Origin of the sequence: Bacillus sp. S2(2019) (genome assembly GCF_005144805.1) — a bacterium.
GTDB lineage: Bacteria > Bacillota > Bacilli > Bacillales > Bacillaceae > Bacillus > Bacillus altitudinis.
The window spans coordinates 588842-608081 of the sequence record NZ_SWFL01000003.1; the positions used below are offsets into that span (position 1 = coordinate 588842).

A 19240-nucleotide genomic window follows, 5' to 3' on the forward strand; every position below is an offset into this window, starting at 1 on the left:
CTCACTTACTTATACGTACTCGCTGAAAACATGTCGTTTAATTCTGCTGCGCGTTTTGTCGCTGTTTTCACACAATCGACAATCGCTTCTTCAAATTGATAGGAAGCAAGGGTATTAAGTCCTGCTTCTGTCGTTCCACCTTCGCTCGTAATTTCTTTGCGCAATTCAGCAGGTTCCTTACCGCTATCCTGAAGCATATTTGCAGCGCCTGCAATCATTTGACAAATGAGCAATTTCGCTGTTTCTTGGTCCATCCCAAGTTCCGATGCACCTCGCTCCATTCCTTCAATCAAATGATAAATAAAGGCAGGACCGCTGCCTGCAATCGCTGTGACCGCATTCAGTTGTGATTCATCTAAAACCGTCACATGACCGATCGTTTCAAACAGCTGAACTGCTTTTTCCTTTTGCGCCTCTGTGACTTCATCACTGACAGCAATGCCAGTAGCTGATTGTTGTATGGCCGCTGATGTATTTGGCATGGCACGAACCACCGCCGTTTTTGCGCCAGCATAATGCTGAATGGTTTCAATAGAAATGCCCGCTAAAATAGAAATAATCAGCTGTCCATTTAAATGGGGCCTTACTTCAGAAATGCCACTTTCCGCATCTTTTGGTTTTAAAGCAAACACCAGCATATCGGCTTCTTCATAAATAAAGGAACGAGCGAAATCTGTTTTGACTCCATAACGTGCATGTAATTCTTCTAATCGTTTTTCATTTGTTTTATTTGTGACAATGATATCTTCATTTGACATAATGCCGCTCTTTAAAAGACCTTTAATCATAGACTCGGCCATTGAGCCTGCACCAATAAATCCAATTTTACTCATAAGCTGCTCCTCCTTGTAGAAAATAAAAAAACCTCTCGTCTGCAAAGGACGAAAGGTTTTTCGCGGTACCACCCTCAATTAGCATGCAATCATACATACTCAGCTCTAGTCCCTTAACGCGGGAAACGTTTAGGTTTGCCTAACAGCTCAAAGGGCAGGTTCAGCAAATAAGAGGATGGTGAAGCCTTACAGCCTGCGGACCTCACTCTCTTGCATCATTATTTTGCTTACTAATCCTTGTCATCGCGCATCTTATATTTGTTGTTCATTATGCAACGATGGACAAGTTTGTGTCAATAGGGAGAGATAAAAAAATTGACCATCTAAACCGCATGACAGTCTGCCCTTTGCAAGATACAATGAATAAAGAAGAGTGAGTTCAGATGATCTATGAGACAAAAATCAGGAGATGACGTATAAAAGTGAAAGAAGAAATGATTCAATTATCCATTCCCACACCGTTTGCGGTTGGGGATGTCCATGCATATGTATTAAAAGGCGATGCCGTGACCTTAGTTGATTCCGGACCGATGACACAAGAGGCGCAGCATGCCTTTGTCACGCAATTAAAGGAACATCATTTATCAATAGATGATATTGATCAAGTGGTTTTGACACATCATCATGCAGATCATGTCGGTCTTTTAGATCTGATGAAACCTCATGTCCGTGTCATCGGACACGAGTTGAATGAGCCCTATATTAGTCAGGATGCAGCGTTTAAACAGCGTCAAATCCATTTTATGAATGATTTTTTTCAGCAGTTAGGTGTCCCGCTTCGTCAAGGTGAGTGTGAAAGAATTGTGAGGCAGTCCTATACATATTCATGTACGGCACATGTTGATGACGTCATAAAAGAAGGCGATCGTTTGAAGGGACATGAGCACTTCCAAGTGCTGGAGACACCAGGACATGCACAATCTCATCTTTCTTTTTTAGATGAAACAACAGGGAATTTCATCGGAGGTGATCTGCTGCTTACGACCATTTCTTCCAATCCGTTAATGGAAGCGCCAATGAAAGGAACAGAACGTCAAAAATCGCTGCTTCAATATAAAGCATCACTCGAGTGTTTATTGCATTTGCCCATTCAGACGATTTATCCAGGGCATGGCCAGCTCATTACCTCTCATCACGAATTGATCGAAGAAAGATTTAAAAAACAGGAAAAACGGGCAAATACGATGTATCAGCTGCTTCAACGAAAGGAAATGACCGCCTTTCATCTTTGTCGCACCTTATTTCCGGGTCTGTATGAAGAAGCATTATTTCTGACAATGTCTGAGACAGTCGGACAGCTTGATGTGCTTTTAGCGGCTGGACAAATTGAAGAAGTGCAAAAAGACGGAACCCTCTACTATCGAGCAAATGAAGGAGTGAAATAAATGGGGCGACTAACAGGAAAGAGAATATGGATTACAGGTGCTTCAGGCGGTATTGGTGAAAAGATGGCGTACTTGGCAGCAGCTGAAGGAGCAGAAATCATTGTGTCAGCAAGACGAATTGAAAAGCTCACAGGTGTAAAAGAAAAGATTATAAGTGCTGGCGGCGTATGTCACATCGTTCAGCTTGATGTCAGTCAGCTTGAGGACATTGATCAAGCCTATCAACAAGTGGGAGCTGTTGATATTTTGGTGAACAATGCCGGCTTTGGTGTGTTCGATCTCGTCGAGGACGCATCCATTGAGGAAATGGTGTCGATGTTTGAGGTCAATGTCTTTGGTTTAATTGCCTGCACAAAAAAGGTCCTTCCTGAGATGAAACAAAGAGGGAAGGGACATATTATCAATATTGCGTCACAGGCAGGCAAAATTGCCACCCCTAAATCCGCCATCTATTCCGCATCAAAGCATGCGGTTCTCGGATTTTCAAACAGCCTCAGAATGGAGCTGGCAGACAGCGGAATTCATGTCACAACCGTCAATCCAGGACCGATTGCCACAGACTTCTTTACCATTGCAGACCGCAGTGGTGAATATGTGAAAAATGTTGATTTTATGATGCTCAGTGCTGACAAGGTAGCAGGGAAGATCGTATCCGCCATGATGACGAAAAAAAGAGAGATTAATTTACCAGGATGGATGAATGCTGGTAGTAAATTGTATCAATTATTCCCGTTTTTATTTGAAAAAGCAGCACGGAAAGCGATGATGAAAAAATAACAAAAAAAGAAACCGGTCACAGGCTGGTTTCTTTTTTTGTTTGATGGGGCTTAATATTGGTGACGCCAAAGACATTGCCATTAACATCTTCGAAGCTAAAACCGCCTAAGTCTGGGTCAGCTAATATTTGAATATCCGATACGGTGACGTTATGCTCGCTTAAATACTGGTGAAAGTTTTTTAAATCCTTCACAAATAAATCAATCATACTATGCCGAACTCCTGTAAAAGAGTTCATAAAGTAGATTCGTTTCTCGTGTTTTGTTTTGACGAGATAAAAAGAAGGTCCCTCGCCATGAGTAAAAGTGAGCATGGCGGCTTCTTCTGATTGATGTAGAACGATCATCTCTAAAATCTGTTCATACCAAGAGACAGCCCGGGGGATATCAGTCACAGGAATTTCAATAGTAGCAATTTGTTGAATGGTCAATGGCTTCACTCCTTTTTCTATATTCGTCTTGCCGCTTGCTGAAGTGGGTCCCATACACTGTTAAAAGGAGGGGCATAGCTAATATCTAAATCTTCAAGGTCTGTCACAGTCAGCCCTTGATAAAGAGCCGTTGCCATGACATCAATTCGTTTATCAACACCTTCTTTACCGATGATTTGTGCGCCAAGCAAGGTGTGATCATCGCTTCTATAAATCAGTTTCACTTTCATTTTCTCTGCATCTGGGTAATATCCAGCGTGGTCAGTGCTGTCGATGGTGATGGTGGAGAAAGGAAGGCCCGCGTCTTTTGCTTCTTTCTCTGATAAACCCGTTCGTCCCGCTGTCACGTCCATAAATTTCATCACCGCTGTGCCGGTTACGCCTTGAAACGCGCGGTTTGTTCCTGTCATATGAAAGCCTGCGATTCTTCCTTGTTTATTTGCTGTCGTGCCGAGCGGAATATAGTCCAGTTCCTTTTTGATACGGTGATAGGTTGCTGCGCAGTCACCCGCCGCATAGATATCTTGTACATTGGTCTGCATGTATTTATTCACAACAACTGCACCATTTTGAAGTCGCTGAATTTCTGTGCTGTCTAAAAAGGATGTTTGCGGAGTGACACCAACGGCGATGATGACCATATCTGTTTCAATGGTCTGCTTGTCTGTTTGAACAGCTGTTACATGTGTCTTGCCCTTTAATTTTTGCACTGTTTCACCAAGTACTACTTGAATGCCTTGATTGTCCGCTTCTTCTTTCAGATATTTTGCTATATCGGGATCAAAGCCTGGGCCAAGTGCTGTACCCCGCTGAATGATATGAACGTCTTTTCCTAGCGCTTTTAAATTTTCTGCCATTTCTAAGCCGATATATCCTCCGCCGATGATCGTGATATGTGTGACGTCTTTTTTTAGATTGTCTAAAATAGACAGCGCATGCGGGATTGTTTTTAATACGTGGACACCTTCTAAGGAATGACTGTCTAGATCAAGTGTGACGGGGCTTGCTCCTGTCGCAATTAACAGGCGGTCATACGTTTCTGTAAAGGGTTCTTTTGTTTTAGAATGAATACCCGATACTGTTTTTTGCTCCGGGTCGATTGAGGTCACTTCGTGTAAGCATCTGGCATCAATTCCGTATTTGTCACGAAAAGTGTCAGCGCTGCGTGCGATGAGTTTTCTGTGATGATCAATGAGACCGCCGATCAAGTAGGGGAGTCCGCACTGTCCATATGAGAAAATCTCTCCTTTTTCAAAAGCTACAATATGCGCGTCTGGATCCTCTCTATATATTTGCATAGCGCAGCTCATTCCTGCTGCATCTCCGCCAATCATCACATATTTCATTTGGTATGCTCCCTTCTATCTATCAAACTGAATACTCTTATTTACCCTCATTTTCCTTTATTTAATGCTTTTTTTTCGCAAAAGAAGCAAACTTTCGTTGAAAAATAAAGACAGCGCCTTCATTTTAAGCTACAATCGGATTATCGTCTTTTTGGTTATGAGTTTAGTTTAGATTGGTGGGAAAGACTTTGGGTGACGAACGACTAGATTTTAATACATTATATACACGCCATACGAGAGAGGCATGGGCGGCTCTTGGAGAATATATGCCGGTATCTGTTTCAGAAGAAGAAGTGAGAGCACTTCAAGGATTAAACGACTACTTATCGCTAGAAGAAGTTCGAGATATTTACATACCGCTTATTCGTTTTCTGACATTACACGTTTTTGCAGAAAAACAAAAAAATCAGCATGTAAATGCTTTTTTAAACTACCCGCATCATGCGAAAATCCCCTTTTTAATCGGGATTGCAGGAAGTGTGGCCGTCGGAAAAAGCACGACAGCACGTATCATTGAAACACTTTTATCAAGGCTTGGAGATGGACTGAAGGTGAGTCTCGTGACAACGGACGGCTTTTTGTATCCACAAAAAGAATTAAAAGATCGAGGGCTGATGGAAAAGAAAGGCTTCCCGGAAAGCTATGATGTTAAAGCGCTACTTTCGTTTTTAAATGAATTGAAATCAGGGAAACAAACTGTGCATGCACCTGTATATTCACATCTGACCTATGACCGTCTTGAAGGGGTGTATGAGACAGTAGAAGATGCAGATATTGTGATCATTGAAGGGATCAATGTGTTGCAATCACCGGCACTGGATGATCTGAAGGATGAGCCGCGCGTGTTTGTATCAGATTACTTCGATTTTTCGATTTATGTAGATGCCGCTGAGACGCAAATTCAATGCTGGTATAAAGAACGGTTCCGTTTGCTGCGGGAAACAGCCTTCAAAGACCCTGAATCTTTCTTTCATCAATACAAAGATTTGACGGATGAAGAAGCAGATCAGATGGCAAGCACGATTTGGAATACAGTGAACCGGCCAAATTTATATGAAAATATTTTGCCGACAAAATATAGAGCCGATTTGATTTTAAAAAAAGGCGATCAGCATAAGGTGGAAGAGATCGCCATCCGCAGGGTATAAAGAAAACCGCTCAATTGAGAGCGGTTTTTTTAATGACCTCCACTTACTTTCACAGCCACGGCAGCCGCCGTTCGTTTTTTTAGGCGGTAGTATCCGATAAGTAAAAACGGAACGCCTGCAGCGGTGACAATCGCCAAGACTGAAAAAATAGAAAGGGGATGGGCTGCGCCAAATAAGTCAATACACAATCCTCCGACAAACGGTCCGACGACGCTGCCGAGCTGAGAAAACCCCATTGCGCCGAAGTATGATCCTTTCACTTCAGGTTTTGCAATATTGTCTACAAACAGATCCATCATTGCAAAGAGCAGCACTTCACCAATCGTAAACACGACAATGATGAAAGCAAGCGTACCGAGACTTTGTGAAAAAGCAATGGCAAACAAACTGCCTGCTAGAAGCACGTTCCCAGTCGTTAACGACAAAATCGTTGAATAGCGCTTAGCGATCATAATCAGCGGGTACTGAACGACAATGACAACCACTGCGTTTAAGGATAAAAGATACCCAAACAGTTTAGGGCCATCCTCAATCATAGGGGATGCCGATAAATATTGAGGCAGTGTTGAGCTTAGGTGTGAATAGCCAAATGAACATAAAGTAACGCCAATGAGGATGATGCTAAAGACCGTATCTTTCTGAATAATGGAAAGAGCTTTTTTGACGCCGATTTGTTTGGTGCTTTCTGGAGCAGCCACTGGGTGCTTTTGAAATTGCCATGCCAGCGTTAACCCGTACAACAAGTAAATGAGGGCAGCGACGAGAAATGGAAAAGTCGTTTTTGATGACCCGAGATATAAGCCAAGCAGCGGGCCGAAAATGACACCAATGTTAATGGCCGTATACCGTAAGTTAAAGACAAACAACCGAATGCTCGATGGGGTGACATCGGATAAGAGTGCTTTAGACGTTGGTTCAAACAGCGCCCGGCACAGTCCATTTAAAGCATTCATAAAAAAGAAGACCCAAATGGCATCTGCAAACGCGAAGCCAACAAAGACAAGTGTCCAGCCAAAGATGGATAAAAGCATGACCTTTTTTCTGCCGATTCGGTCGGAAACATAGCCGCCGTAAAAACTCGCAACAATCCCAATAAGAGAGCTGACGGCAATGATCAATCCAGCTGAAGAGGCTGAGGCGCCTTTGACCTGTGTCAAATAAACGGCTAAAAAGGGAATGCTCATGGATGTCGCCATTCGGCCAAATATCGTGCCGATGATGATCGTCCAACTAAGTGGATGTAAAGTGCGTAAGTTATTTTTCATGCTGTGTCTCCCCTGAGTTTGTAAGATGTTCCAATCATACATGAAAAATTGTGCAAATTAAATACACAATTTGATGGAGGAGTCATCCGTCAAATGACAGAGAAGCTTGAACCGTTCCGTTCATTCGAAGAGCATATGCCTCGTTTTCAAGGTTTTAAGCCTTGATGGGTCATAATTTTTTCGGAAAAACGAAGCGGGTTTTTCAATGATCATGTTTTCGTTTTGCGAAAATTAATTGAGATCGATGGCAATAATTTGATGTAAGGAAAGGTTTAGAACATCTTCGTCATTCACGATTTTCATTTGGCGTGTTTCATAATGAATGGCTTTCACCCAGCCCCAAAACTGTGCTTTCATGCCGGATGAGACATATGTCAAGCAGATCGCTTGATCCTCGGTAATCGACTGTGTGATCAAAACATTCATTTCCTCTAGCTGATCGGAGCTGAGCGGTAGAGGTGTATATTCTTTTTTCTTTCGTTTTTGAGCAAGTAGTTGCTCTCGGTGCTCTGGTAGCATCATTCGGCTTGATTCCCACATGATGTTGTATCCAGGTGTTAATTTATTGGGATTCATGCTTGTTCGCCTCCGTTATTTGTAATGCCCGCCAATTTTTTCGGCGCGGTGATATGCCTGCCCAGCGCTTGTCAGTGACGAAGCATGCAGCAATGCCGCAGGTCCATATTTCAGATGGATTTCATCAAATACTTTGCTGAGTTGATCTTTCTTCAAATGATGATCAAATAAAGTCAGCTGATAGTGACTGTCAGGCTGCAGCTGTGAGAGGGTAATGCCTACACTGCGAATGGGCTGACCATCCCAGTGCTGCTGGCATAGCTGAATCGCTGCCTCTGCAATATCTGAGCCATACTGTGTCGGTGAATGAAGCTTCATTTGTCGATGAAAGCCTGTTGGATGTGAAAAATCAGCCCCTCTTACACCAACAGACACTGTTTGACCGAGATAATGCTTAAAACGTGCCCGCCGAGCGACTTCCTCACTCAATTCAAGAAGAGCAACTTTGATCTCCTCAAAAGATGCGTAATCACGGGGAAGGGTCATATGATGCCCAACGGCTTTTTGCTGATCATGTGTGTGAATAGTGACTGGGGAGGGATCGTGTCCTAAAGCTGTTCGCTGCAGAAGCTCCCCATTGATTCCCCAGCGTTTTTTTAATCGGTCTAACGGATAAGTAGCAAGTGTGCCAATGGTACTGATACCCATTCGTTTCAAATGATGCTCCATTCGTTTGCCGACGCCAAATAATTTTCCAATTGGAAGCGGCCATAAATCAGCAGCAACCCGGTCGGCACTCAGTTCATAGATGCCGGTTCTGTTTTTTTTGGCAAAATGGTCACAGGCCATTTTAGCGAGCACTTTATTAGGGCCTATGCCCACACGTGCGTAAATGCCAGTCTGGTTCATAATCGTTGTTTGTATATGTTGAGCGATCTCATGTGGAGAGCCGAATAGTGTAAGACTGCCTGTAATATCAAGAAACTGTTCATCAATGGAATATGGCTCGACAAGGTCTGTGTATTGTTCAAGCAGTTCTGTAATCATGACAGAGATATCGAGATAGCGCTGCATACGTGGACGTACGACCACTGCTTCAGGACATTTCTCCTGTGCTTCCCATAACCTTGATGCATTTTGTACGCCACGTTTCTTCGCGAGAGGGCAGGCTGCCAGGACGACTCCGCTTCTTCGTTCTGGATCTCCAGAGACAATGAGCGGCACATTCTCCAAATGAGGCGCCTCCACCTTCTCAACTGATGCATAAAATGACTGCATATCCACAAGCAGAATGGCTCGTTCATTCATTGTACTTCACCTCTTAGAACGTATGTTCTGTATCTATTGTAAACAACATGAGGTGAAATTCATACTGGTAAATCATTCAAAAGCTGTCCATACAAAAAAGACGAAGTGGTGAACACTTCGTCTCGTCTGCTGCAACGATTGTTAGGCATGTGCCATGTTGTGGAATGTTTGGAGCGGTTCAGAACGCAGACGATAAGCCATCAGCTTTTTCTTTGGCTTATGTGTAAACTGCCGAACCACATCCACATGGTCATCATAATGGAACAGATAAAGGGTGACATCATGTTTCCCATGCTTTGTTTGCATAGTAAGCGGCGCTGGCCCTTCATTCGGATGAAGAAAGCGTTCTTCATCACCAGGGTAAATATAATAGCGTTCAATAAAGATCGCATCATTAAAATGTTGAATGATTTCAGATGCTCGCTGCTCATCAAGCGAACGACCTTGAAAAGTAATATTTGTTTGCTCACTTGTTACTTTAGCATGTACGGCGTAGCGGCTAAAAAGACGCTCAACAACACCAGAAGGCAAAGAGGTGACAAGCAGCTTTAAAAGACTAAATACAACAAGCGAAATAACAACCCAAACCAATCTCATCATCTCCAATAAACATTTGTACCATTTCCTATATGAACCATCTTAACATAACAAATGAATGAAACTTTCGCACAAAAAGTGAACTTTTTGAAATAAGTGTGAAGATTTAAAAGGAGATGACGGCTGAAAGACGAAGAACCAACAAGTGAACATGAAAAAAGACGGGCATACTGTCTTTACAACCATTTGATCAGACAGTAGACTATTGAAACAATCGCATTTTTGAGAAAAAACGAATCAAAGGAAAGCCAAAATGGAAAAAGGGGCGAGGCCATCATGATACGTCAAGTGAAACCGTCAGATTTTTACGCAGTCACATCCGTCATTCAAAGCTGGTGGGGAGGCAGAGATTTGCGTGCAAAATTGCCAAAGCTCTTTTTTGAACATTTCCAGCAAACAAGTTTTGTTGTCGTTGAAAAGGGAGAGCTGATCGGCTTTTTGGTTGGTTTTTTATCGCAATCTCATTCGGATGAAGCCTATATTCACTTTGTTGGCGTCCACCCAGATCACCGTAAATTAAAGATAGGTAAAATCCTCTATCAAGCTTTTTATGAAGCGGCTGAAAAGGAAGGAAGAACAACAATTAAAGCTGTCACAGCTCCTATCAATAAAGTCTCCATTGCTTACCATACAAAACTCGGATTTCAGATAAAAAAGGGAGATAAAACAGTAGATGGCATCTCAGTCTTTTCAGATTACGATGGCATTCATGAAGACCGTGTGTTATTTGTAAAGAAGCTGGAGGCAATGAAATGATTGTTCATTTAGATCACACAATAAGTGATGTAGCAAAGCAGATTTTACATATTCAACTAGCTGCATACCAACAAGAAGCTGAACAAATTGGCTATGCTGATCTTCCGCCATTAAAAGAGACCATTCAAGATGTCATGAAAGCAAAAGAGCAATTTATTGGTTTTGAGCAAAATGATATTTTATTAGGTGTAGTCTCTTATGAAGAGCTGAAAGATTGTTTGATCATTAGTCGATTGGCTGTGCATCCAAAAGCGCTAAAGCAGGGAATTGGAACAAGACTTATGTCCACAATCATAGAGAAGAATGTGCCGATAGAACTGACCACAGGGCAGGAAAACACCCCTGCAAAAAGACTATATGAAAAATTAGGTTTTTTTGAAACAAATGTAATTCATGTGGCAAAAAAGCTCACCCTATCAAAAATGAAATGGACACCGCGACGCAAGGTTGAGGTTGCCGAATTCAAAAAAGAATGGCATGAAGAATTCCGTCAAGAAAAGCAGCGACTCAAGCAAATCATTCAAAAGAGCTGGATAGAAGGATACCATATTGGCAGCACGTCAGTTACAGGACTTGTTGCCAAACCAATTATAGATATATTAATAGAAGTAAGCGATATAGAAGAGATTGATAGAGAAAAAGAGAGATTTGAACACCTTGGATACGAAGCGCTCGGTGAAAATGGTATAAAAGGGAGACGTTTTTTTCAAAAGGGTGGCTTGAATCGTACGCATCATGTCCATGTTTATGAAAGAAATCATCCTGATGTGAAAAGACATTTATTGTTTCGAGATTACTTAAGAGTCCACCCAGAACGAGCTGTAGCGTATGCGTCTGTCAAGGAACAATTAGCAAATCAGTATCCGGAAGATATACAAAGCTATATGGCAGGAAAGAATGAAATCATAAAAGAAATAGAAAATGAGGCATATCGCTGGGATAGAGAAGGAAGAGAGGAAGCTCTTAAATAAGCTGCCTCTTCTCCTCGTTAATTAGGAAGCTGAACATTGCCTTTTACAATATAGGCCTGTGAAGCAGCAGTAGACGGAAGAGCGGGTAATTGATCCTTTACTATGACCCCGCGGATATCTGTGATTCGAACAGGAAGAGATGTAGACCCCATATGAAAGCCAAGGAAATGGTTGTAGTCTGTCTTTTCCATGTTCACCCATTGTCCATCTTTGTAATATTCCATTTTCATAACCGGATATTTATGATTGCGCACTTGAATCGCAGCCCACCACTCACTGCTACCTTCTTTTATTCTGTAAGCTACATTTCCGCTAATCGGTGCTTTTATAATTTTCCAACTAATCGGGATTTTCCCATCTTCCATATTGCCAATTTTGGTAAAGGCATTAGGAGAAAGATCAAGAGCTCCTTTTGCTCCTTCTGGATATTTATCGGTTACATACACAACGGTTTTTCCTTTTGGCCCCGTTACTTCAAGGTAAGCCCCTGCAAGTGCCGCATTTACCCCTTTATAGTTATAGTCATGGGGATTTAAAGCCGTAATTTTCATGTCAGATGGAATAGGATCTAATAAAGCGGCGCCCCCTGAGTAACCAGATCCCGTATAAGTCGCATAGCTTTCTCGTACTTCATCAAGGATAGATGCCGCTTTCATGTTTGGCATAGTGAAACTCAACATTAATATCAGCGCCCCGATGAAGCAGAGAGATAATCTTTTTTTCACGATCTAAAACCTCCTGTTTCTTCTTTTAAAATGGATAGCGTCATCAGTATAATTCTAAAAAACAGGATGCAGAAAGAGCCAATAGATAGATATAATCCTAGTGAGAAGAGCGTGTATTTCAAAGAGTATGACTTTCGGATTTAGTCGTGTGTCATGTTTTATGGTGTTTTATGTGTTACAATGTAAGCATCAATTTAAAAAGGATGTTCGCCATGTATATTCACATCACAGAACTGGCTAAAACATATATAGAAAAACAGCAAATAGGAAACGAAACGAAAGAATTACTGCTTCGCTACGATTCAGAAGGTTGTGGCTGTGCAGTGAGTGGCGTACCAATGCTTTGGTTAACAAGTGAAAGAACAGGTGAATGGGAACCGCTTAATAATAGTCAAGATTTAAAACTATATATACACACAGCACAAAAGGTGTTTTTTGACGAGGAAATGACGATTGATTTTAATGAAAAAGCCAATACACTTATGTTGAAAAGTCCTCAACAAATACTCAGCCCGAGAATGGGTATACTTGTAAAGTAAGGTGGAAACGTAGTGGATCAAAAGCTGAAAGTGATACAAAATACGGCACAAAATAAAACGTGGGTGTCGTTTTTAAATAATAATCATCCATATAGCCTTTTGCACTGGTCAATCGGTGGAATGGATTCAGTAAAAAAGGACGTCTGGCTTCTCCAAGATGAAGTCACATTTGAAACGGAAGAATTTCCAACGCTTGAATTAGCAGTCAGTTGGATAAAAGAGAATATGGAACACGTAACAGATGTGTTATAAGCCCTTTGCTGAAGAGGGCTTTTTTTGTGCCATCATCATCTCATCAAACAGAAGAACTGTCTAATTTGAAAAATGAGATTTTTCAACGATAAAAAGTCATTTTTAACAAACATTTAGACAAAATGAGAAGAATAGAAAGAGAAAAATAGAGACTGTAAATGCCGAAAAATCGGCAATGGAAGCGGTTATTGCGGGATACCGAAAACTTTACGAAAAACGACATTTCATATTTCTTCCATTCGAGGAAATATGATAGAATACAACATGTATCGTACATGAGGAGGGAGGTGCTAAGGTGAATTGAAGCTCAAGCTGTCATCGCCTCAGGTTGGAATCAAAATAAACGAATGGTATAGGCAGATTTGCGGATTTCATGTCATGAAAGCAGAGAAGCTAAAGGCCGAGATCGAGCAGGAAATCCTTGAGATGGAGCAAGATCAGAACTTGCTGCTTTTTTACCAGCTGATGGATTTTCGACATAAGGTCATGCTTGAATATTTTGAACCGGCAAAAAAAGCCTCGAATGATGAGGAGATTAAGAAGCTTCTAGAAACAATTGAACATTCGCAGACCAAATTAACAGATATGCTTGAATACTATGTTCATTTTTTTACAGGAATGTTTGAATTTGAACAGAGAAACTATTTGAGCGCCATTGCTTATTACCGTTCCGCAGAAAAAAAGCTCAATCTCATATCAGATGATATAGAAAGAGCAGAATTTTATTTTAAATTAGCAGAAATATACTACCACATGAAACAAACCCACTTTTCGATGCACTATGCTTTGCAAGCGTTAGATACGTACTCTGCCTACAGAACGTACACGCTGAGAATCATCCACTGTGAATTTGTCATCGGTGCAAACTATGATGATTTGAAATGCTATGAACATGCATTGCCCTACTTTAAAAATGCTCTAAAGCGAGCACGCTCAATTGGAAACCCTCGAGTCATAGGTTCGGCCCTTTTCAACTTAGGTAACTGCTATTACCAAATGAACGATCTTGCTACAGCAAGTCGCTATCTCAAAGACTCTCTTGAAGTGTTTGAAAAGGAGAATTTAACCCATCTGAATCGCTCTCTAGACCCACTATTTATGCTGACCCAAATCCTGTTTAAACAAAAACAAATAGAAGAGTCGTTAACCCTCTATCAACAAGGTATTATGAAAGCCTGTGAATTAGAAGATGAAATTTACATCTGCAAGTTTCAGTTTTTAAAAGCATTATACGTTGATGCAGAAATAAAAATCATAGACGATACATTAGATTTGTTGGAGGACAAGCGTTTATACCCAGATATTGAGGAACTGGCACTTGATGCGGCTCATTATTATAATGAGCTTGGATTATTTGAAGTTTCTACCCGGTATTACGAAAGGAAAATTCAAGCCATATCAAAAATTCAAAATGGAGGTCATTTATATGAAAATGAGTTTGATAGTTCTTTTATTGGCAGCAACTGCAGGGTTATCGGTCATGAGTCAGCAGCAATCGGAAGAGAGCCATATGGAGCTGGCGGGCAGACACCATACAACAGTGGTGACTATCGTATAAGTTAGCAAAAAGAGGAGACGAACGGCTGTTCATTCTCCTCTTTCATTTTGATTAAATTGAAATGCTTCCAGAAATGCTTCGACCTCTTGTTCATAGACTTCCTTATTGTCGCTATAAGACATCGCATGCGCACCATGTGGCGCAATAAATAGCCGTTTATCACCCTTTTTGCGTGCGTATAACTGCTCGCTTTGCTCACAAGGGATATAGTCATCATGGAGACTATGAATAAAAAGAATAGGTTCTTTCACCTGATCGATTACATCAAGTGGAGAAACTTGCCGAATGCTGTATCCGTCCCGCCATTTCAACACTTGATCACTTAGTGGAAGAATCCACTGTCCTGAAAGACGAAAATCCGTTTTTAATCGATACAGAAGCTGATCCTCAAAAGAAGCAAAAGGACAATCAGCGATGTAAAAATTGGCGCTTGCATCCGGTTTTGCAGCATATAATAAAGTTGTGACTGCGCCCATCGATTCTCCGTGTATCCCAATGATTGCTTTTTCCCCAAGTCTTTTTCTCAGCCACTTGACGACTTGAGCCAAATCTTCTTTTTCATAATATCCATAGCTCGTTGTTTTTCCGCCGCTCATCCCATGTCTTCTATGATCATAAAGCAGCACATTCCATCCAAGCTTTTGGAATAATTTCATATACTTCACGGAATTGATCAAACTGACGGTAACCCCGTGACAAAGAACGATGGTGCGTGTTGTATGAGGGAGCGGTACAAAATAGCCATGAAGATCATAACCAAATGCTGAAGGAATACAAACTTTCTCTTTTTGCAGCTGCTGAAACTCCTTGTGATGATAGTGCCCTTCATCTGATTCTCGTTTGATGAGCTCTTCATCCGTTAATTTTCGTATATACATCATTTTATTGGTAAAAAAAATGCCGATTGCAGCGAGTGGAAATAATACCAAGGCGAGTATAGCGAGCCATTTCTTCTTCAAGCTGATTCTTCCTTTCCGAAGGGTTTCTATGAAGATCATACCACATGTTGGGAGTTTGGCGTGACTCTTGCTGAGCAAATAAAACGGATGATACACTAAAACAAAAGGAGAGAGGCAAAGTGAAAAAGACCAATCAAGATCAAGTAAAGCTAAAGGACGGCATAAAGGATGATGTGAAACAGCAGCTCCTTCAAATGAAGCAGAATCTGGCCGCCGAGACAGAAAAAAGAGAAGAACAAAAACGACAAGACCTCCTTCGGCAACAGAAAGAAAAAGAAAAAAATAAAAGTTTCTCAGAGCTGCTAGATGAAAGTCATTTAGACTGGAGAAAGTATAAAAGTTAAAAAAGGGAGCTACGATGCTCCCTTTTTTATGTTATATCATTGAGGTGAATACATACTACATGAGCCTGAAAACACGTCTGACTCCCTCGTATCACTTCATTTCAGAATCGCACCACCAATAGGGTTGTACATTAAAACAAAACATAAGTGGCAAGCTGTTCTTCCATTTGTCTTCTATTGATTCAAACGATGCGCCTCATAAACAGACTGTTTTGTGAAATATGACAAAGCTTTTACTTCTTGGTCGCTTAATGAACGTGCATTTGCCGCTGCCACATTTTCTTTTAACTGTTTCACCGAGCTTGCGCCAAAAACAACAGAGCTGACTGCAGAATGCTTGAGCAAGTATTGAATGGACAGCTCTGTCAGTGATAGGTCATAAGCGACTTTCTTTAACGAAGGAATGACCTGCTGGAGCTCTTCAAATGAATAGTCAAGATACCCGTTCTTTTGAATCGCCGCACTTGCTTGTGAAAGGGGTTTTTCAGTTAATAATCCTTTTGCTAAAGGACCTCTTGCCACGACACTAATGCTTTGTTCTTCAAGAAGAGAAAACCATTCTTCTGGGCGGCGATCGAGTAAACTATATTGCATCATCACACTCACGATGTTTGATTTTTTGGCGTATTCTTTAATGACATTTGGACGGATGGACGATATGCCGTAATAGCGAATGACACCTTCTTCAACCAATTCTTCAAATGCCTCGATGGTTTCGTCAATTGGATCGTCAATTGTGCCGCCATGCAATTGATATAAATCAATATAATCTGTTTGAAGTCGTTTCAGGCTTTGTTTCACTGCCTCTTTTATATATGCTTTTGAAGGATCCCAGTCCCAGCCAGGTTTGCCTTTTTCAAAGCGGTTGCCGCCTTTTGTGGCCAAAATCAAATCTTGGCGTCTGTTCTTAATGGCTTCCCCGACGATTTCCTCATTTGTTCCAAAATCATATAAATCAGCTGTATCCAAATAGTTAATCCCAAGATCAATGGCTTCATCTAATAAAGAGAGCGCTTTTTCTTTTTCAGTCCCAAGGGACATACATCCTAGTGCCGCCTCACTAACCAAGAGATCAGAGGTGCCAATTCGTCTTTTTTTCAATTCAATCACACTCCTATCCTTTCACATTAAGTGAAACAATTCTGGAATTCAAGCTAGGTGATTTCAAAAGGCGCATTGAAGCAGGCATCCGCATTTTGGCTTCTCCTAAAACATCTATGTTAAAATGAATGAAGTAAAAAGTGAAAGTAGAACGAGGAGCTGACAAAATTGAAGGACTTTGAAGAAAAAACATTATCGTCAAAAACATTATATAACGGAAAAATCATTGACTTGGTTCTTGAAGATGTAGAATTGCCGAACGGAAAACCAGGCAAACGCGAAATCATTAAACATCCAGGTGCAGTAGCAGTCATTGCACGTACAGACGAGAATAAAATCATTTTGGTCAAGCAATACCGTAAAGCACTGGAGAGATCCATCGTTGAAATTCCGGCTGGAAAATTAGAAAAAGGAGAAGAGCCGGCACATACAGCGTTGAGAGAATTAGAAGAAGAAACAGGTTATACAACTCAGGCGCTCCAAAAGCTGACCGCCTTTTATACATCACCAGGGTTTGCGGATGAAATTGTTCACATCTACCTTGCTGATCAGCTCGTCCCGCTTGAAGAAAAACGAGAGCTGGATGAGGATGAATTTGTCGAAGTGATGGAAGTCTCACTAGAAGAAGCACTGCAACTCATCGAAAAACAACATATTTATGATGCAAAAACAGCCTATGCCATTCAATACTTACAATTGCAAGAGGTACTTAAGTCTACAAAATGAGGGAATTCTTTGCAGATATCCATATTCATATTGGTCGAACAAGAACAGGTAGGGCTGTCAAAATTACAGGTGCAAGGTCACTGACCATTGACCAAATTCTCATTGAAGCGTCTCAAAGTAAAGGGATGGGGATGATTGGTGTCATTGATGCACAATCTCCTGAAGTCCTAGAAGAATTGATAGAAGGTGTAGAGGAAGGCATATACACGGAACTAAGCGATGGCGGGTTATCATTTGGAAAGACCGTTTTGCTTTTAGGCAGTGAGCTAGAAATCAATGATGACCAATCAAAAGGCCCGATTCATGTGCTTGCCTTTATGCCCACGCTTCGTATAATGTCTGAGTTTTCCGCATGGCTTTCTCTTCATATGAAAAATGTGCATTTGAGTTCACAGCGGTTATATGTGGATGGGAGAACGCTTCAGCATAAGGTGAAGGAACTAGGGGGATTATTTATTCCTGCCCATATTTTTACGCCGCATAAAAGTTTATACGGCAAAGGGGTCAATACGTCTTTAACCGAAGTATTCGATCCAGAACTCATCGATGCTGTTGAGCTTGGTCTTAGCTGTGATACGTCTATGGCCTCCCAGCTAAGTGAGCTAAACCGTTATCCTTTTTTAACAAATTCAGATGCCCATTCTTTAGGGAAAATTGCGCGGGAATATACGAAGATTCGAATGGATCATGCCTCCTTTGCTGAATTCGAGCTAGCGCTTCAAGGAAAAGAAGGCAGAAACATCACTGGAAATTATGGGCTCGCTCCGCGGCTCGGAAAGTATTATCATACGACCTGTGAGAAATGCGGGGTAAGACCTGACAGTCAGGAGCAAGAACAGTGCCAAGCATGCGGCCATACCCGAATGACAAAAGGGGTGAGTGAGCGGTTAAAGGAGCTTGCTGACCAAGAAAGTGACAAAGGAATAAGGCCTCCTTATGTTCACCAGCTTCCCCTTCAATTTATTCCAGGTGTTGGAGCCAAAACGTTAGAAAAGTTAAAAGCTGTCTTTCATACAGAGATGAATATTCTTCATCAAGCAACAGAACAAGAATTAAAAGCGGTCCTGCCTGAGAAAACAGCCGATTACATCATCAAAGCAAGAAGAGGTGAAGTTGGACTGATCGCTGGCGGAGGCGGAGTCTACGGTAAGGTGGATATCAATCATGAATCAACTTAAATGGACATGGCACACATTTGAACAACTGTCTAAAGAGGACCTTTACCTGATTTTAATGGAAAGAGTGAATGTGTTTGTTGTAGAACAAACATGTCCTTATCCTGAAATTGATCATCGTGATCAAGAGGCGCTACATGTAATCGCCAAAGAGAACGGCACGATTGTCGCTTATTGCCGCATTTTCCAAAGCGGGATCATGTACAAAGAGGCATCCATTGGCCGTGTCCTTGTGACGAAGGCCGGCCGGAAAAAAGGTTACGGGAAGATCCTGCTCGATCAGGCGATAAAAAAGCTCAGTGAATTAGGCGAAACAAAGATTAAAATCCAAGCACAGGCTTATTTGAAATCGTTCTACGAATCGTTTGGCTTCGAAGCTGTCTCAGATTGTTATGATGAGGATGGAATCCCGCATCTTGATATGGTGAGAAAAGAAAGATAGGCGTGTCTACGTCTATCTCAGCGTGTAGACAAACCCTCGCATTCTTTGTCAGTCCTGCGCTCCGGTGCTCACGAATGTCAAATTCGC

Annotated in this window: 22 protein-coding genes and 1 other annotated feature; of the genes, 12 read left to right on the forward strand and 10 right to left on the reverse strand. The window is 41.5% G+C overall.

All coding sequences use genetic code 11. The features are described 5' to 3' along the window. Positions 1–5: 5 nt before the first annotated feature. Positions 6–833 (reverse strand): pyrroline-5-carboxylate reductase, encoded by an 828-nt coding sequence (gene proC, locus FBF75_RS13250; RefSeq protein ID WP_008342285.1) that lies wholly within the window; start codon positions 831–833, stop codon positions 6–8. A 41-nt stretch (positions 834–874) separates the two neighbouring features. Beyond that, positions 875–1086: a binding site (T-box leader), on the reverse strand. Between the two features lie 169 nt (positions 1087–1255). Here proC and FBF75_RS13255 point away from each other — a divergent pair. Together FBF75_RS13255 and FBF75_RS13260 are read left to right on the forward strand one after the other, a co-directional pair. Continuing rightward, entirely contained in the window at positions 1256–2218 is a 963-nt protein-coding gene (locus tag FBF75_RS13255; protein WP_081114349.1) for an MBL fold metallo-hydrolase, read from the forward strand. Continuing rightward, positions 2219–2995: an SDR family NAD(P)-dependent oxidoreductase gene (locus FBF75_RS13260; RefSeq protein ID WP_046527209.1), complete on the forward strand. Its 777-nt coding sequence runs from the start codon at positions 2219–2221 to the stop codon at positions 2993–2995. It begins immediately after the preceding gene. 16 nt (positions 2996–3011) lie between these two features. Here the strand turns inward: FBF75_RS13260 and FBF75_RS13265 are convergent, their stop codons facing one another. Both FBF75_RS13265 and FBF75_RS13270 read right to left on the reverse strand, forming a co-directional pair. Continuing rightward, positions 3012–3434 carry a VOC family protein gene (locus FBF75_RS13265; protein ID WP_227820666.1) on the reverse strand — a complete coding sequence of 141 codons (423 nt, stop codon included), beginning with the start codon at positions 3432–3434 and terminating at the stop codon, positions 3012–3014. A gap of 8 nt (positions 3435–3442) precedes the next feature. Next, a complete protein-coding gene (locus FBF75_RS13270) occupies positions 3443–4771 on the reverse strand; it encodes a CoA-disulfide reductase (protein WP_135226721.1) in 1329 nt (442 codons plus the stop codon). A gap of 188 nt (positions 4772–4959) precedes the next feature. Here FBF75_RS13270 and coaA point away from each other — a divergent pair, with 188 nt between their 5' ends. Then, positions 4960–5919 (forward strand): type I pantothenate kinase, encoded by a 960-nt coding sequence (gene coaA, locus FBF75_RS13275; RefSeq protein WP_136944824.1) that lies wholly within the window; start codon positions 4960–4962, stop codon positions 5917–5919. A gap of 29 nt (positions 5920–5948) precedes the next feature. Here coaA and FBF75_RS13280 read toward each other — a convergent pair whose 3' ends face one another. The 4 genes from FBF75_RS13280 to FBF75_RS13295 form a co-directional block, all read right to left on the reverse strand. Next, on the reverse strand, positions 5949–7184 hold the full coding sequence (locus tag FBF75_RS13280) for an MDR family MFS transporter (protein ID WP_008343828.1): 1236 nt from the start codon (positions 7182–7184) through the stop codon (positions 5949–5951). 231 nt (positions 7185–7415) lie between these two features. Then, positions 7416–7760 carry a YolD-like family protein gene (locus FBF75_RS13285; protein ID WP_025207578.1) on the reverse strand — a complete coding sequence of 115 codons (345 nt, stop codon included), beginning with the start codon at positions 7758–7760 and terminating at the stop codon, positions 7416–7418. Positions 7761–7775: 15 nt separating this feature from the next. Next, positions 7776–9008: a DNA polymerase IV gene (locus tag FBF75_RS13290; RefSeq protein WP_048001414.1), complete on the reverse strand. Its 1233-nt coding sequence runs from the start codon at positions 9006–9008 to the stop codon at positions 7776–7778. A 141-nt stretch (positions 9009–9149) separates the two neighbouring features. Beyond that, positions 9150–9599, reverse strand: coding sequence for a YfmQ family protein (locus FBF75_RS13295; RefSeq protein WP_024718948.1), 450 nt, complete (start codon positions 9597–9599; stop codon positions 9150–9152). Between the two features lie 282 nt (positions 9600–9881). Here FBF75_RS13295 and FBF75_RS13300 point away from each other — a divergent pair, with 282 nt between their 5' ends. Further along, positions 9882–10361 carry a GNAT family N-acetyltransferase gene (locus tag FBF75_RS13300; protein ID WP_136944825.1) on the forward strand — a complete coding sequence of 160 codons (480 nt, stop codon included), beginning with the start codon at positions 9882–9884 and terminating at the stop codon, positions 10359–10361. After that, entirely contained in the window at positions 10358–11332 is a 975-nt protein-coding gene (locus FBF75_RS13305) for a GNAT family N-acetyltransferase (protein WP_136944826.1), read from the forward strand. Before FBF75_RS13300 ends, FBF75_RS13305 begins: the two co-directional genes overlap by 4 nt. A 17-nt stretch (positions 11333–11349) precedes the next feature. On the opposite strand, the gene FBF75_RS13310 is transcribed toward FBF75_RS13305, so the two are convergent. Continuing rightward, positions 11350–12057: an expansin EXLX1 family cellulose-binding protein gene (locus FBF75_RS13310; protein ID WP_046343911.1), complete on the reverse strand. Its 708-nt coding sequence runs from the start codon at positions 12055–12057 to the stop codon at positions 11350–11352. A gap of 212 nt (positions 12058–12269) precedes the next feature. Between FBF75_RS13310 and FBF75_RS13315 the strand changes: the two genes are divergently transcribed. From FBF75_RS13315 to FBF75_RS13325, 3 genes are all read left to right on the forward strand, one after another. Then, positions 12270–12596: an iron-sulfur cluster biosynthesis family protein gene (locus FBF75_RS13315; RefSeq protein ID WP_060781168.1), complete on the forward strand. Its 327-nt coding sequence runs from the start codon at positions 12270–12272 to the stop codon at positions 12594–12596. Positions 12597–12608: 12 nt separating this feature from the next. After that, a complete protein-coding gene (locus tag FBF75_RS13320; RefSeq protein ID WP_008343836.1) occupies positions 12609–12848 on the forward strand; it encodes a YqkC family protein in 240 nt (79 codons plus the stop codon). Between the two features lie 300 nt (positions 12849–13148). Continuing rightward, entirely contained in the window at positions 13149–14411 is a 1263-nt protein-coding gene (locus FBF75_RS13325) for a response regulator aspartate phosphatase (protein WP_024718943.1), read from the forward strand. A 24-nt stretch (positions 14412–14435) separates the two neighbouring features. On the opposite strand, the gene FBF75_RS13330 is transcribed toward FBF75_RS13325, so the two are convergent. Continuing rightward, positions 14436–15365: an alpha/beta hydrolase gene (locus tag FBF75_RS13330; RefSeq protein ID WP_039963992.1), complete on the reverse strand. Its 930-nt coding sequence runs from the start codon at positions 15363–15365 to the stop codon at positions 14436–14438. 119 nt (positions 15366–15484) lie between these two features. Between FBF75_RS13330 and FBF75_RS13335 the strand changes: the two genes are divergently transcribed. After that, positions 15485–15709 (forward strand): YqkE family protein, encoded by a 225-nt coding sequence (locus FBF75_RS13335; protein ID WP_057079334.1) that lies wholly within the window; start codon positions 15485–15487, stop codon positions 15707–15709. 174 nt (positions 15710–15883) lie between these two features. Here the strand turns inward: FBF75_RS13335 and FBF75_RS13340 are convergent, their stop codons facing one another. Continuing rightward, on the reverse strand, positions 15884–16810 hold the full coding sequence (locus FBF75_RS13340) for an aldo/keto reductase (protein ID WP_136944827.1): 927 nt from the start codon (positions 16808–16810) through the stop codon (positions 15884–15886). Positions 16811–16978: 168 nt separating this feature from the next. On the opposite strand from FBF75_RS13340, the gene FBF75_RS13345 reads away from it, so the two are divergent. From FBF75_RS13345 to FBF75_RS13355, 3 genes are read left to right on the forward strand one after another with little or no spacing between them, the layout of a single operon-like run. Further along, the gene (locus FBF75_RS13345) at positions 16979–17536 is read left to right on the forward strand and encodes an NUDIX hydrolase (protein ID WP_098680814.1); all 558 of its coding nucleotides are present in this window, start codon (positions 16979–16981) and stop codon (positions 17534–17536) included. After that, positions 17533–18714, forward strand: coding sequence for a TIGR00375 family protein (locus FBF75_RS13350; protein WP_136944828.1), 1182 nt, complete (start codon positions 17533–17535; stop codon positions 18712–18714). Before FBF75_RS13345 ends, FBF75_RS13350 begins: the two co-directional genes overlap by 4 nt. Continuing rightward, complete coding sequence (locus FBF75_RS13355; protein ID WP_136944829.1) at positions 18701–19153, forward strand: GNAT family N-acetyltransferase; 453 nt, start codon at positions 18701–18703, stop codon at positions 19151–19153. Before FBF75_RS13350 ends, FBF75_RS13355 begins: the two co-directional genes overlap by 14 nt. Positions 19154–19240: the final 87 nt, after the last annotated feature.